Here is a 16,284-nt window from a genome sequence, read left to right as displayed (position 1 = left end):
GCAAACTCTTTAAGCACATATTATATTTGTCAATCTTACATTTACTGTTGTTAATTTCAATATTTAATTCTATTTTTGCACCCTCAAAAAAGAATCAAAACCTATAAAATCTACACATATGCAAAACAAAGGAGCTATCAAATTTTTTGCAATTGCCTTTGCGCTGGTTTGTTTATTCCAGCTTTCGTTCACATTTGTGACCACTAAGGTAGAAAAAGATGCCCAAAAATATGCTGATAATGCTATTAGCCAGCAGATGGCAACTAAAATGGCCATGGGAGACGCGATGCGAGAAGGGACCATATTAGATTCTATCGTAAATGTTAGAAGCAAATATTATCTGGATTCAATTTCAAACGAAGTAGTTTTTAATATTTTATTAAGAAAATATACTTATAAGGATTGTCTAGAAAGAGAGATCAACTTAGGACTTGACCTTAAAGGCGGGATGGATGTTACTTTAGAAATAAAAGTAGCGGATATCATTCGTGCTTTATCGGGCGATAGCAAAGATCCGGTATTTGTTCAGGCTTTGGCAATGGTTACTGAAAAGCAAAAGGATAGCCAAAAAGACTTTGTGACCTTATTCGGAGAATCATTTAATGAAATAGATCCCAATGCGCAGCTTTCAGCTATTTTTACCAAAATTGAATTTCGCGATCGAATTAAATACAATTCGACCAATGAAGAAGTAATGGAAATCATCCGTGAAGAAACCAACGGAGCAGTTGACCGAGCTTTCAATATTTTAAATACACGTATTAACCGTTTTGGGGTAGCCCAACCAAATATTCAGCGAATTCCAAATACCGGCAGGATTTTAGTTCAATTACCGGGCATTAAAGATCCGGATAGGGTTCGTAAATTATTACAAGGAACTGCTCAACTTGAATTTTGGGAAAATTACAGGTTTAACGAAGTACAATCTTTTTTCTCTGAAGCGAATACTCATTTAGCTACGCTGCTGGAAACAGAAGCTGTTCTGCAGGGAACTCAAACTGCCGGAGAAGCCGGATCGATCAATACCGAAAATGTAGCCGAAACAACAAAAGATTCTGCAATTTCCTTACTTGAGCAATTAACTTCAGATTCTGCGGCTCTGAACCAGCCAAGCAAGGATCAATCTTTCGCTGAATATGAAAAAGAGAATCCACTCTATGCCGTATTAACCCCTGCATTTTTTCAAAATCAGCAAGGACAATATGTTGCAAGTGATGGTGCCGCTGTTGGATATGCCTTTATTAAAGACACTGCCAAAGTAAATAGACTGCTATTAAAGGTTTCAAATATTTTTCCAAGAGACTTAAAACTGGTATGGACCAATAAACCGGAAGATTATCGACCTGACATGCTCGAACTTATTGCTCTAAAAGCATCCCGCGATGGCGGAGCAGCTATGTTTGGGGATGTGGTTGTTGATGCGCGTCAGGATTATGCTCAAAATGGATCACCAAGTGTTACCTTGGGTATGAATGCCGACGGATCAAGAGATTGGAAACGATTGACGGGAGAGAATGTTGGTCGCCCGATTTCAATTGTTTTAGATGATTATGTTTATACCCACCCAAATGTTGGTAGCGAAATTTCAGGTGGACGTACAGAGATTTCCGGTGGAAGCATGACCATTGAAGAAGCGAAGGACCTTGCAAACATCCTTAAAGCAGGTAAACTTCCTGCTCCGGCAAGTATCATTGAAGAAAACATAGTTGGCCCCTCATTAGGTCAGGAAGCGATTAATGCCGGTTTATGGTCATTCGTAATCGCATTTGTTCTGGTATTAATCTATATGCTTTTATATTACAATAAAGCCGGTATAATTTCCGATTTAGCATTATTAACTAATATCTTCTTCCTATTTGGCGTACTTGCATCGCTGGGTGCTGTGCTTACTTTACCCGGTATCGCAGGTATCGTTTTAACACTGGGTATGGCTGTTGATGCCAACGTAATTATTTACGAAAGGATCAAGGAAGAAATCAGGGCAGGAAAAGGGATAAGGCTTGCAATTCAGGATGGATATCGAAATGCCTACTCTGCAATTATCGACGGTAACGTAACCACATTATTGACCGGTTTTGTACTTTACATATTCGGTTCAGGACCAGTGCAAGGATTTGCCACCACATTGATCATTGGTATCATTTCTTCATTATTTACTGCTATTTTCATCTCGAGGTTGATTTTCGACTGGATGTTGAACAAAAACATGACTTTGAACTTTGCCAATAGTTATACCAAAGATTTTCTGGCAAATGCAAACTTCGATTTTTTAAAAATGCGTAAGATTTTTTATGTCATTTCTTCAGCCATTATCATCATAGGTATTGGATCATTAGCGATGAGAGGATTAAATTACGGTGTTGATTTTTCGGGAGGTAGAACTTATGTAATTCGTTTCGATCAGGATGTGTCAGTAAATGAGATTCGACAGTCGCTGACTGCACAATTTAACAATGACACCCCTGAAGTAAAAACTTTTGGACCCAATAAGCAGGTAAAAATTACCACAAAATACATGATTGATGATTCGCGTGATGAAGTTGACGGTATCATTCAAAACTTACTTTTTACTGGATTAAAACCATTTTATGCCAATCAAAGCATGACCTATTCAAGATTCAGTACCGATATTGAAACAAATGATAAATTGATAGGTATTTTGAGTTCGCAAAAAGTAGGACCAACCATCGCCGATGATATTCGTAACAAATCGATTATGGCTATCACCTTTGCGCTAATCGTAATCTTTCTTTACATTGCGGTTCGATTCAAGAGATGGCAATTTGGACTTGGTGGTGTTGTAGCACTTTTCCATGATACAATCATTACCGTTTCCCTGTTTTCAATACTCTATTCAATCATGCCATTCAACCTCGAAATTGATCAGGCATTTATTGCTGCGATTTTGACGATTATCGGATATTCGATTAATGATACTGTAATTATCTTCGATAGGATCCGGGAAGTAATGGGACTATATCCAAAGAAGGCATTAAAAGACAATATTAATAATGCGATCAACAGTACCTTGGCTCGAACCCTGAACACAGCAGGGACCACATTGGTTGTACTGCTTACCATTTTCATTTTTGGGGGTGACGTAATTCGTGGATTTATATTTGCCCTTACAATTGGTATCATTGTCGGTACATATTCTTCGGTATTTATCGCCAGCCCGATTGCCTACGATTTAATTGGGGAGAAAGCACTTGCTAAAATCACTGAAAAAATAGAATCAAAAGCTGAAGCAAAGAAAAAATAAACACAATTTCTTATACGACGCAAAATAATCGATAAATATCAGCGTCATTCAAACTTTGTTTTGGATGACGCTGTTTTTGTTTATACCGACATCTTATTTTTTTACTATTTTTGTTTCTCAAATAAAATGGATATGCTCAATCAAACATTCCTGTTTTTAGATATTGGCACCGGTGAATTTATTCTCATCTTCCTGATTGTTTTCATTGTGTTCGGTCCCAGTAAAATACCAGAATTATCAAAGAAGATAGGGCGTGGAATCTATGAAATCAAAAGGGCTTCGAACGAAATAAAAAGAGAAATTGACACCGAAGTCAGAAAGCTTGAACGTGATGTGGATACAGACATAAAAAAATCTGTAAAAAAGCCTACAGTAACAATCAAAGAAGAAAAATCGGAGGAAGAACCTAAAGAAAATAAATGAATATCATTGATACCAAACTACGAAGAATAAAATTGAGATTAGAAAATTTTTAACCAAATGACGAAACTTGATATTCATTTATCCCGATACGTTTCACTATCGGGATTCGTTCAACTGATAATTTTTTATGCGCTTAAGCGCATAAAAATTAAGTTTCACGAATAAATTCCACTTTTGATCGTTCTTAACTTATATCAACACTTTACTGATCAAATGAATAAAGTAAGCTTTTTAATATTATTTCTCTTCATATTAATCGTACCGGCAAATGCGCAGAAGAAAAATGTAAAAGCAGCCGATGAAGCTTTTGCAGCACACAAATATGCAACTGCCATCGATCATTATCGCAAAGCTTATACTAAAATCAAGAACGATGTGGACGAGAAGAACCGAATTAATTTTCAACTTGCCGAATGTTATCGTTTAACCAATAATGTTAATCGGGCCGAAATTCAATATAAACGGCTTGAGAAAATAAAATATCAGGAGAAAGAACCGATCATTTTGCTCCATCTGGCAAATGCCTTATTATCAAACAAAAAATACAAGGAAGCATCAATTCAATACAAGGCTTATCAGCAAGTTGCCCCTAACGATCCAAGAGGTGCCAATGGCATTTCATCCAGCGCCACAGCAGCCGAATGGGAGAAAACACAATATAACTATGTAGTAGAGAACCTTAAAAAAATCAACTCAAAGGAAGACGATTTTTCGCCTGCCTATGCCAATTCCGAATTAAATACCATCGTGTTTACATCAGGACGAAGTACAGCTACAGGCAATCAAAAAGATGAATGGACCGATCAGGATTTCAGTGATTTATTCATCACCAGGGTTGATGCAAAAGGCAATTTCACAATTCCTGTATTGTTTGATAATCTGGAAGGAAATCTGGAAAGCGACCTGACAATCAATACAGGAGGAAACGAAGGAACCCCGCAACTAAACAACAATTTCAGCACCATTTATTTTACCAGATGCCCTGCAAGCGGCACTAAAAATCAAGGTTGTAAGATTTATACATCCGAACGAAACGGGAGAAATTGGTCAAGACCAAAACCTCTGCAATTTGGGAATGATTCCTCCTCTGTAGTAGGACATCCAACAATCAGTAGTGACGAGCTTACGATTTATTTTACCTCTGATAGTAAAAATGGATATGGAGGCAGGGATATCTGGATGTCGAAGCGTAAGAATAAAAATGAAGCCTTTGGTAAACCTCAAAATCCGGGGCCTGAAATAAATACCCCGGGCGACGAAATGTTTCCTTACTTAAGGAACGATACTCTTCTTTACTTTTCGTCGAATGGTCATGTTGGCATGGGCGGCTTGGATATTTACCGTGCTACCTTTAAATCGGGCTGGGGAAATGTTATTAACCTAAAAGCTCCTTTCAATTCGAATAATGATGATTTTGGGATTATTTTTAATCCTGAAAAAGAAGAAGGGTTTTTTAGTTCGAACCGTAAGGGCTCGCGAAAAGATGACCTCTACTCATTTTATCAACCGATTTTAGAATACAGTATTGAAGGAACCGTAAAGAATGAAAATTCCTTACAATTTATCGAAGGGGCAGAAATAAGTTTATTGTCGTCGAGCGGGACCAAACATGTTACACTTACCAATGCAAATGGGAAATATCAGTTTGGAACCACTCAGATAAAGCCAAACCAAACTTATGAAATTAGTGCAAGCAAAGCTGATTTTTTCATTCAAAAACACATTATCACCAGCGAAAATTTAACGAACAAAAAGAAGTTTAAGCAGGATTTTGATTTAACGCCTTTTCCTTCGGAACCTATCCTATTACCTGAAATTTTATATGATCTGGGCAAGTGGGAGCTTAAAACGCAATATCAGGATTCTTTACAGGACCTCATCAAAACCATGGACGAAAATAAAAATCTGGTGATTGAACTTGCCTCGCATACCGATTCGCGTGATACGGATGAACGAAATGATATTTTATCGCAGCGAAGGGCACGATCGGTAGTTGAATATTTAATTTTGCGAGGAATTGATCCCGATCGTTTGGTTGCAAAAGGTTATGGCGAACGTCAGCCCCGGGAATTCAAACAAAATTTGATTAAAAACGGGATCACTTTTCGCAAAGGTTCAAAATTAACCGAAGAATTTATTAATGGCCTCAGGAGCAATGCCGAAAAAGAAGCGGCCCATGAACTTAACCGTCGAACTGAATTCCGCATTTTAAATAAAGATTTCGAACAAAAAACTTCCAAAGCAGTATTAAATCCTGATAAGGTCAATATTAACTTAAATCCTGTAACGAATGAGATTACTTTTATGCTGGAAGCACAAACAGGGGTGATAACCGCGAAATGTTTAATTAATGATCATGCGATAGAATTTTCTTATCAGGAAAATTATGATACCGAAATATCTTTACGTCAGGCCTTAAAATTGCTGAACGATGGAGAAATCGATAAAAATGATTTTGTGGGTGATGTAGAAATGGCACTGGCAAACGGAACCATCGCAAATCAATCCATATTTAAGATTAAGAAATTAACCATCGCCGACAAAACTATCGGGAACATTGAAGTTATGGTAAATAACCGCATTAAAAATTCATTTCAATTTGGGAGTTCAATTTTGTCAAAGTTTGGTAATTTTACCATCGATAAAGAAGCAAAAAAAATAATCTTTCAATAAGATCACGCAAATGCCAATTGAATCAAGATATCAACAAAGGGGAGTATCCGCAGGGAAAGAGGACGTTCACAGCGCAATTAAAAATATTGACAAAGGACTCTTCCCCCAGGCTTTTTGCAAAATCATACCGGATATTATCGGAAATGATGAAAGCTACTGCAATGTAATGCATGCTGATGGAGCCGGAACAAAATCTTCGTTGGCTTATTTGTATTGGAAAGAAACAGGTGATCTTTCTGTCTGGAATGGCATCGCACAGGATGCAATCGTGATGAATCTGGATGATTTGCTTTGCATTGGAATCACAGATGGGATTTTGTTATCCTCTACCATCGGGCGCAACAAACAGCTGATCCCTGGTGAAGTCATTACAGCAATTATCAATGGGACTGAAGCATTTTTGGAAAAAATGCGATCGCATGGCGTTGGCATTTATTCAACCGGTGGCGAGACTGCCGATGTTGGGGATTTGGTTAGAACCATCATCGTTGATTCAACGGTTACGGCAAGGTTAAAAAGATCGGACATCATTTCAAATCATAATATTAAAGCCGGAGATGTCATTGTTGGTTTAGCTTCATATGGTCAGGCCACATATGAAACCAAATATAACGGAGGCATGGGCAGCAATGGATTAACTTCTGCACGTCATGATGTTTTCTCAAAATATTTGGCAGAAAAATATCCGGAAAGTTACGATTCTTCAATTCCAAAAGATTTGGTGTATTCAGGAGGGTTAAAATTGACCGATCCAACTGAAATTGAAAATGTAGATGCCGGAAAACTGGTACTCTCCCCTACCCGAACTTATGCTCCGGTCATAAAAAAAATGCTTGATAAATATCGATCAGAAATCCATGGAATGATCCACTGTAGCGGAGGAGCTCAAACAAAAGTGCTTCATTTTATCGATAATCTGCACATTATTAAAAATAAAATGTTCCCTTTGCCCCCGCTTTTTAAAATGATAAGGGAACAATCGGGTACGCCATGGGCTGAGATGTACAAAGTTTTTAACATGGGTCACCGCATGGAGCTTTATGTACCAAAAGAAATTGCAAATGATTTAATTGAAATTTCTAAATCATTCAATATTGATGCCCAAATTGTCGGCTACTGCGAAAAATCAACTGGTAAAAAGCTTACGATTAAATCGGAATACGGAGAATTTAGTTATTGATCATTCTTTATTCTATATTCTGTCTTCCTTCTTCTTTATTGTTTAATAATTTTTCTAACTTCCGTTTTATTCCGAAAAAGGAGCAATAAAATATAAATTCCTGAATCAAACTCCCTTATATTGATCGTTTCCAGATGATTGTTTAATGTTTTTTCAAGAATAACACTTCCCTTTAAATCCGTAAGTTTCAATGATAAAACAGGATCCTTTCCTGAATCAATATATAGTTGATCGCCGGTCGGGTTTGGATAAACCCTGATCTGTTGATTTACATCTTCGATACCCGTACATGCATCTAAAGTTAAGGTTAATTCACTTTTTGCTGAATCGCAGGAGGTTTCTGCCAATGCCGTTGCAGAGAGAATAACAGATCCATTTGTTTTATCAGCCTGTCCCGGAAAATAAAATGATTGCAGTGTTGTATCTGTTTCAAAGATTCCATCCCCATTGGTCGACCAGAAAAAATGTGTAAAATTCTCAGCTTCTGCCAACAAACTTAAACCGGGATAATTAAAACAAATAGTTGTATCCTCTCCTGCCCAAACAGTCGGATTTTGAATCACGTTTAACACCGCTTCATTACTAAAAGCTTCTGTAAATCCATTTGAAAAGGATAGTTTATAAGTACCTGCATCATCAGCAATCAAAGTATCGATGATTAAAACTGCACTATCCCGGCCATGAATTGCCGAATCATTTAAAAACCATTGATAGGTGTAGAGATTTTCCGGAAATATCGAATCAATACTTAACTCAAAACTCAGGCCCTCGCATAAAGCGGTATCTGCAGGACTAATCATTACCAATTCAGGTAAAGAAGAAAACTCAAATGCACCTGCATCAGTACTTCGACCCATTGGTCGGTTTTTATAATCAAAGTCGAATGACATATTCAGGATTGAATCAAGCACAATTCCCTGATCGATATTTGGAGCGCCGGGCTTTAAATGAAAGTCTCTTTCTGCAATGTTTAAAAAATAAATATTTGAGTCGGGCAAGTATTCGGTTGAGTCAAAATAATTTCCCGCCGATAAAGTATCGGCCATTCCCATCAATGGAGTAGTTACGTCGATCATGGATCGATTAAAATCCCATTTTTTAACCCCGGGATTTATGATCAAATTATTATACATCCGATTATTTGAACTTTGTAATGACCAAAAACGAATGGCTATGTCTCTTGGATTCACGATGGTATTATTGATCAAATTGAAAGAGCTTCCTGCAATGGTCGTCCTGTCGTCGCAAAAAATCCCATATGGATGATGGTTATCAGGTGGCCCAGATACTAACCGTGAATTTCTTCCGGCATCCAAAATTACGTTATTAAAGATCCACATATTGCCAAGACCAAATATTGATATTCCGGTACCATAACCATCATAAATCGAATTATTATAACATAAGCCACTGGTACCTCCACCCATCACAATCCCCGACATCCCATAATACATTCCCGAAGCATTATCCGTAATCCCGGCATTTGTAATCACATTATTATATACTTCGCAGCCTTCAATTACACAGCCCATTTGAATTCCATCATAACCTGTACTATCGATAATATTATTATAAACTTTCACATTGATAAGATCATGAGGATACAAATTAAGTGTGTCGGTTCCACATACTTTATTATATCCGCCATAATAGGAATGACCTATATAAAAACCTTCTCCTCCTGTTTTGTGAACGTAATTATCATGAAAAACACTATTGTATTGAGTAAAGAAGCCCCGGCTCGACAATGAGTCACAGCGAGGATCGGTTTTACTCATAATGCCTGCAAATCCGGTGTTATATACTTCAATATGATCAATTTCAAAATCTGAGCTAAATTCGTCGAGGCTGAGGCCATTTGATACCCCATTGGACGCAGTTATGGTAATTCCATAAAAAAAATCGGAATCGCCGGTTCCGGTAAGCCGAAAATAAGTACAATTATATGTCACAATACCGTAATAAAAATCATTATTAGAGACCTCTACTTTTCCGTTATGGTTAATGAAAGTGATATATTTTTCGGCCGAACCATGAAAGTTTTTTAGCATCAGATAGGGTTTCAAGCCCGCCTCTAACAATATGGTGTCGCCCGGTTGAATTCCCATACCAGCGCCATCGACATATACTGTAGATGTCGGGATTAGGTGTGTTTTCGAATAAGAGCTAAAAGAGGCCAGAATCAGCGTAAAAATAAGGAGTCTTTTATACATGAAATCCCATATTATATTCAAGTGTTATTGAAATTAAACACAAATATACAATTATGTTTTTGCCCATTAATTAACTCTAAGAAATATTGTAACTTTGCCATCCAAATATTGAAGATAAATGTTAGACAAGTTAAAGGCGATAAAATCTCGTTGGGAAAATATTAAGGAAGAGATGAATAGTCCGACAATTATGTCGGATATGAAAAAATATATCAAGCTGAACAAAGATTTCAAAGAATTGGAACCCATTGTTCAATCATATGAAATTTACAAAAACATCCTCGACAATATCGATTCGACAAAAGAACTCTTGAAAACGGAAAAGGATGAAGAATTCCGTTCCATGGCCAAAGAAGAATTGAACGAGTTGGTAGAAAGGCGGGATGCCATGGAAGAGGAAATTCGAATCATGCTGATCCCTGCCGATCCTGAAGATAGCAAAAATGCCATTGTAGAAATACGTGCCGGAACCGGTGGAGATGAAGCAAGTATTTTTGCAGGCGACTTATATCGAATGTATCTTAAGTTTTTCGAATCCAAAGGATGGAAAGCTGAGGTTGTAGATGTAATGGAAGGTACTGTTGGAGGTTATAAGGAGGTGATCATCAATGTTAGTGGAAATAATGTTTATGGTCAAATGAAATATGAATCGGGAGTTCATCGGGTTCAAAGAGTGCCAAAAACTGAAACTCAAGGTCGGATACATACCTCTGCTGCTTCAATTGTTGTTTTGCCTGAAGCCGAAGAATTTGATGTTGATCTGAAAGATTCAGATATTAAAAAAGACACCTACTGTAGTTCCGGGCCAGGCGGACAATCGGTAAATACAACTTATTCTGCAGTTCGATTAACACATCTACCAACAGGCATTGTAGCCACGTGTCAGGATCAAAAATCACAGATTAAAAACCTTGCAAAAGCAATGGTAGTTCTACGCTCACGGATTTACGAAGTTGAGTACAAAAAACATCTTGAAGAAATTACGTCAAAACGAAAAACCATGGTTTCTACAGGCGATCGTTCGGCAAAAATCAGGACTTACAACTGGCCGCAAGGTCGTGTTACAGATCATCGTATCGGACTTACACTTTATAATCTGCCAAATATCATCGACGGAGATATTCAGGAGCTGATTGATAAATTGCAATTAGCTGAAAATGCTGAACGATTAAAAGCAGACATATAAGGATCACCAAAAAAATAAAATATATTAAATTGTCACTTCTCCTAAAAACTGACAAAAAACAACTCAACAATGACCCGATCAGAAATTTTTGAACTCATTAAACTTAAACGGTCGTTTTTATGTGTTGGACTGGATTCTGACATCGAAAAAATCCCAACTCATTTGTTAGAACTGGACGATCCTGTTTTTGCCTTCAACAAACAAATTATCGATGCAACAATAGATTATACCATTGCATACAAACCAAATTTAGCTTTTTACGAGAGTAGAGGATCAGAAGGAATTCAAAGTCTTGAAAAAACCATTGATTATCTGGATAGTTTTCAGGACGAAATATTTACAATAGCTGACGCTAAAAGAGGAGATATTGGTAATACCTCAAGTCAATATGCAAAAGCATTTCTCGAAACCTATGGCTTTGATGCAATCACCGTTGCACCATATATGGGTGAAGATTCGGTGGTCCCATTCCTCGGATTCAAAAATAAATGGGTGGTGCTATTGGCCCTTACCTCAAATAAAGGAGCTTTTGATTTCCAAACCCTAGTGAATGAAGAATCAGGGAAAAAATTTTACGAAGAAGTTCTGGAAACCTCAAAAAAATGGGGCAGTGCCGATAATATGATGTATGTTGTTGGTGCCACAAAAGCAGAAATGCTGGCCGAAATACGTAAAATAATCCCTGAACATTTTTTATTGGTTCCCGGAGTTGGTGCTCAGGGAGGAAGCTTAGAGGAAGTTGCCAAATATGGTTTGAACAAACAATGTGGGTTAATTGTAAATTCATCGCGTGGAATTATTTTTAAATCTTCGGAAAAAGATTTTGCAAAGGTTGCACAGCAGGAAGCAAAATTATTGCAGAAGGAAATGGAACTAATTCTGAAATCAAATAATCTGATTTAGATTTTTTAAAAAAGCTAATACCAAAATATACTTCCGGAAAACTAGTTAATCTTAAAAGTCCCGGTTTTAGTAAAGCTTATGGGATCGGAAAGAGTGCGGCTTGAAATATCAATCAATTCGTAAGTATAGGTATAAGTTCCCGCCTGTAATATCCCTAACACGAGTGTATCGTTCTTAATTATACAAGGTTGCTTCATTGAACTGTTGAATTCTCTTTGATAAATGATTGAGAAGTTGTTAATTTCCAGTTTCTTCAAAACCTCATAATTACAAACTGAATGAACGATTTTAATCTCATCATTTGAAGTCGGATTTAATGGAATGATTTCAAAATTAAAATCATTGTCAACATTATCATCTGTTTTAGCACAACTCATAACTGAAATTGCTAAAATGATCAGTAAATAATTCAAATTTTTCATGGTTATTTTAATCAGTTAATCAGGTTAATAATTCAAAAACTACAGCAAGGAGTTTTAAAAAGTGGTTCTCCTATTTCTAAATACTATGATGTTAAAATTCAAATAAGGTTGCGTAGAATGACAAGAAATTATAAACTTCCTTAATCTTTTCAGTGAATAGGTTTTCGATGACCAATGAATTAATCAGGAGATACAAACCAGTATGAAAGATAACACTATGCTTAGGAGTATTTTGGAATAGCGAGTTATTATATTTTTTTAAGGTTCTTTGGGTCTCTCTTCCATTGGTGATTCTCAATATTTCCAGTGTTAACGTTTTCGTTGGTCACGAACAACATGATTTCTACCTCTTTTTCAGCAACTGGCCGATGTAAAACATTTGCAGGAACAATCAAAAACTCATTTTCGTTAACATTTTCAGTTCTATCTTCAAACTCAATTTTCAGTTTTCCTTTCACAACAAAAAACATTTCATCTTCATGTTCGTGTTTGTGAAATGGAAATTCACCAAGCACTTTTACAAGTCTTACCTGTTGTCCGTTAAGTTCACCAACAACTCGTGGATTCCAGTAATCATCAATCTGACTGAATTTTTCACTAAGATTTACAGTTTTCATATTGCTTATTTATCTTTGTAGTAACGGAGTAAATTTCGCAAAGTTTCTTTTAAAGCATAAAAAAAGCGACCCTTTCGGATCGCATGACATTATATCTCTATGATGTAATTCCAACCATGTTTATCTTCAATTGTACCTTCTTGAATACCTCTCAGCGTATTATAAATTTTTGTAGAAACAGGGCCTGCGATACCGGGTTTTCCGTATTCATATAATTTATTTTGAGTGCGGTCAAAAATTTTGCCAATAGGTGAAATAATGGCAGCAGTTCCACAAGCACCAACTTCATCGAAGGTGCTTAATTCTTCAACTGCTACAGGTCTTCTTTCTACTTCCATACCCAAATCTCTCACTATTTGCTCCAAACTCATATTTGTAATCGATGGAAGAATGGTTTTTGATTTAGGCGTAATATAAGTATTCCCTTTTATGCCAAAAAAGTTTGCAGGTCCCGCTTCATCAATGAACTTATGCTCTTTAGCATCAGTAAATAATACCGAAACATAGCCTTCATCTTTTGCTCTTGCCGCAGGTCTTAAACTGGCCGCATAATTACCACCAACTTTGATATTACCCGTTCCTTGAGGGGCTGTACGATCATAATCGCTCACGAGTTGAATAGCAACAGGTTTGAACCCTTCTTTAAAGTATGGTCCTACAGGTCCACAAAATACGACAAATGTATATTCTTTAGATGGCTTTACACCAACTTCAGCTCCCGATCCAAATAATAATGGGCGGATATATAAGGATGCACCCATTCCGTAAGGAGGGATATATTTTTCATTTAACTTAACTACAGATGTAATCGCATCAAAAAATAATTCATCCTGAACTTCTGCCATCATAATTCCATCTGCAGACCGTCTCATTCTCATGGCATTTTCTTCCCATCTGAATACCCTAACTTTTCCATCTTTTCCACGGAAAGCCTTCATCCCTTCAAATGCTTCCTGCCCATAATGCAATCCGGTGGCTGCAATATGAACATTAATATATTCTGATGATGATATTTCTAATTCACCCCAAGCTCCATCTTTGTAAACGGATCTGACGTTAAAATCAGTTTTATAATATCCAAATGGCAAATTACTCCAGTCAATGCTTTCCATAGATTAATAATTTAAAATTAGTGATCAATATTATTGCCATAAAATTACAAAATAAAATGGATTCGGTAATCTAAAAGCAGTATAAATTAGCTTTTTAAAAAGGAATATTAGGGGGTGACGACAGAATAAATTATTCTTTAAAACAAAATAGAATTAAGTCAAAAAATAAACCAGAATTACAACAATCATGAGCGACGGAATCATATTTAAGATCCGAAGCTTTTTTATCTCCAAAATATTAATACCCAAGCCAATTAACAACACTCCTCCTACTGCCGAAAGCTCATTAATGATTGGTTCGGTAAAAAAGCTTCCGACACTACTCGCCAAAAGTGTTAATCCTCCCTGATAAATCAAAAGTGGGATGGCAGAAAAGCCGACTCCAATTCCCAAAGCTGACGCAAGTGCAACGGAAGAAACACCATCCATTAATGACTTCATTAGAAGTAGTTCTGAATTGCCATTGATACCTTCTTCAATCGCTCCCAGAATGGTCAATGACCCCATGCAATACAATAAAAACGCAGTAATCAGGCCATCCGAAAATTTATCATTTTTTAATTTTACTTTCGATTTCACCCATTCACTAAATCGGTTCATGTATTTTTCCAAACCAATCAATTCGCCTATTATTGAGCCTAAAACCAAACTTCCTATTCCTATGACGAATTGTTGCATTTTCAAGGCCATCATCATTCCAAGCAGGAGTGTAAAAAGCCCCATCACCTGAAAAATAATCTCAATTACTTTTTTCGGCAATTTTGATTGAATTAAAACTCCTATTATGGTTCCTGCCATCACAGCAGCAACATTGACAACAGTTCCCAGCATTTTATAAATATTGACTATTGATTATTGTTAATTGTTTTAGCTATTTCTGATTTAATAAAAGTTTTTCGAGATAGTGGTATTCGATCCCATATTGTTTTTTCAAACCATCAATTTTTAATTGTAAAAGCTCCATTTCAATTTCTTTATCGGTTTTTACACCCGTAATCATCAGGTTTTTGGCCGTATGTTCATTCGAAATAAACTCGAAAATTTTGGATTCATACCCTAGTTTCTCCATGATTAATGCCCGAATTGTATCGGTTATCATCTCTGCTTGTCGTTCCATAAAAATACCATATTTCAGTTGTGGAAGAACCTCCACATTTGCATTTATCTGATTTCTGATCTGCTTATGGCAACATGGGGCACAAACAATAATGGCCGCATCGGATTTTATTCCCTGATAAATTGCATCGTCTGTAGCCGTATCACAGGCATGTAATGCGATTAACACATCAACCTTTTCGTATTGAAATTGATCGATCGAACCTTGTTCAAACCTTAATCCGCTAAATCCGCAATCTTTTGCCAGCTGATTGGAGAACTCAACCAATTCTGGCCTTTGCTCTACCCCAATCATCTCAATCTCAATGTCGAATTCGCGCTTTAAAAAATCATATAGTGCAAAGGTCAAATAGGCTTTACCGGCACCCATATCAACAATTCTTAGTATTTCGCCCCAGGTTTTTGAATTTAAAATAGGGTTCAGTAACTCTATATATTTATTGATTTGTTTGAATTTATCGGTCTTCTTCGGCCTTACTATCCCTTTTTCGTCGGTAATTCCAAGCTTGTGAAGATAAGATGATGATGCTTCAACAAAACGTTTTTTTTGATGATCATGCTGTTTATCTTCGAGAGGTGATAAGGTAGGAGGAGCAGTTATCAAATGGCCTTTCCCCTTTTTATTAATTGAAAGTGTCAGATCGGCATCTGCGGTAAACAAGTGAGCTTTCATTAATTCTATACCCAAATATTTTTCGATTTCGGGTTTTGCTTCATCAAAAGCATAATTTTTGACCTCATCCCTGTTCTCATATCTAAAATTATAAGAAAGCATTTCTTTATTTTTAATCTCAACGATCCGAACATACACGTTTTTTAACTCCCGGGTTTTACCACGTTTTTTCCCAAGAGTTAGTTTTATAAATGTTTTTTTCTGTAATGAAAGCAAAAATTGTTCAAGAAATTCATTGATCACCAAATCCATAAGACCATTATTAATTTTTACAAAGGTATTTAAATTTTATGTCAGCTTGGGCCGATTTCATCTAACTAGATAATATCTCACAATTCATGGCATCTAAATTAAATATTTGATACTGGTTACCCTGCCTGCGTGTCATACTTCATAATTCGGGTAACAAATTAACGATTTTTTTCAGTTTATCTAAAGGGGTATTATAATTTAAAGCAGAATGCCTTCTTTGATAGTTATATCTGTACATAAATCCATTTAATT

12 protein-coding genes are annotated in these 16,284 nt (G+C 36.5%); 6 read left to right on the top strand and 6 right to left on the bottom strand.

Features of this window, described 5'->3' with window-relative positions:
- The first annotated feature begins 118 nt into the window (after positions 1 to 118).
- The 4 genes from secDF (at position 119) to KKG99_08175 (ending at position 7,538) form a co-directional block, all read left to right on the top strand.
- On the top strand, positions 119 to 3,262 hold the full coding sequence (gene secDF / locus KKG99_08190) for a protein translocase subunit SecDF (protein ID MBU1012972.1): 3,144 nt from the start codon (positions 119 to 121) through the stop codon (positions 3,260 to 3,262).
- A gap of 132 nt (positions 3,263 to 3,394) precedes the next feature.
- Positions 3,395 to 3,685 (top strand): twin-arginine translocase TatA/TatE family subunit, encoded by a 291-nt coding sequence (locus tag KKG99_08185; GenBank protein ID MBU1012971.1) that lies wholly within the window; start codon positions 3,395 to 3,397, stop codon positions 3,683 to 3,685.
- A gap of 213 nt (positions 3,686 to 3,898) precedes the next feature.
- A complete protein-coding gene (locus KKG99_08180) occupies positions 3,899 to 6,358 on the top strand; it encodes an OmpA family protein (protein MBU1012970.1) in 2,460 nt (819 codons plus the stop codon).
- 10 nt (positions 6,359 to 6,368) lie between these two features.
- Positions 6,369 to 7,538: a phosphoribosylformylglycinamidine cyclo-ligase gene (locus tag KKG99_08175; protein ID MBU1012969.1), complete on the top strand. Its 1,170-nt coding sequence runs from the start codon at positions 6,369 to 6,371 to the stop codon at positions 7,536 to 7,538.
- Between the two features lie 35 nt (positions 7,539 to 7,573).
- On the opposite strand, the gene KKG99_08170 is transcribed toward KKG99_08175, so the two are convergent.
- Positions 7,574 to 9,751, bottom strand: coding sequence for a T9SS type A sorting domain-containing protein (locus KKG99_08170; protein ID MBU1012968.1), 2,178 nt, complete (start codon positions 9,749 to 9,751; stop codon positions 7,574 to 7,576).
- Positions 9,752 to 9,869: 118 nt separating this feature from the next.
- Here KKG99_08170 and prfA point away from each other — a divergent pair, with 118 nt between their 5' ends.
- Both prfA and pyrF read left to right on the top strand, forming a co-directional pair.
- Positions 9,870 to 10,937: a peptide chain release factor 1 gene (gene prfA, locus KKG99_08165; protein ID MBU1012967.1), complete on the top strand. Its 1,068-nt coding sequence runs from the start codon at positions 9,870 to 9,872 to the stop codon at positions 10,935 to 10,937.
- A gap of 69 nt (positions 10,938 to 11,006) precedes the next feature.
- Positions 11,007 to 11,840: an orotidine-5'-phosphate decarboxylase gene (pyrF, locus tag KKG99_08160; protein MBU1012966.1), complete on the top strand. Its 834-nt coding sequence runs from the start codon at positions 11,007 to 11,009 to the stop codon at positions 11,838 to 11,840.
- Between the two features lie 41 nt (positions 11,841 to 11,881).
- Here the strand turns inward: pyrF and KKG99_08155 are convergent, their stop codons facing one another.
- The 5 genes from KKG99_08155 to KKG99_08135 all read right to left on the bottom strand — a co-directional run bounded on the left by KKG99_08155 (position 11,882) and on the right by KKG99_08135 (position 16,032).
- Complete coding sequence (locus KKG99_08155; protein ID MBU1012965.1) at positions 11,882 to 12,262, bottom strand: hypothetical protein; 381 nt, start codon at positions 12,260 to 12,262, stop codon at positions 11,882 to 11,884.
- 248 nt (positions 12,263 to 12,510) lie between these two features.
- Entirely contained in the window at positions 12,511 to 12,879 is a 369-nt protein-coding gene (locus KKG99_08150) for a cupin domain-containing protein (GenBank protein MBU1012964.1), read from the bottom strand.
- A gap of 89 nt (positions 12,880 to 12,968) precedes the next feature.
- Entirely contained in the window at positions 12,969 to 13,991 is a 1,023-nt protein-coding gene (locus KKG99_08145) for a branched-chain amino acid aminotransferase (GenBank protein ID MBU1012963.1), read from the bottom strand.
- 153 nt (positions 13,992 to 14,144) lie between these two features.
- Positions 14,145 to 14,822 carry a DUF554 domain-containing protein gene (locus tag KKG99_08140; GenBank protein MBU1012962.1) on the bottom strand — a complete coding sequence of 226 codons (678 nt, stop codon included), beginning with the start codon at positions 14,820 to 14,822 and terminating at the stop codon, positions 14,145 to 14,147.
- A 40-nt stretch (positions 14,823 to 14,862) separates the two neighbouring features.
- Positions 14,863 to 16,032 (bottom strand): SAM-dependent methyltransferase, encoded by a 1,170-nt coding sequence (locus tag KKG99_08135; GenBank protein ID MBU1012961.1) that lies wholly within the window; start codon positions 16,030 to 16,032, stop codon positions 14,863 to 14,865.
- Positions 16,033 to 16,284 lie beyond the last annotated feature (252 nt).

It is taken from the genome of Bacteroidota bacterium (assembly GCA_018816945.1).
Lineage (GTDB): Bacteria > Bacteroidota > Bacteroidia > Bacteroidales.
Note: the sequence above shows the minus strand (reverse complement) of the source record. Positions and strands in the feature narration are given on the sequence as shown.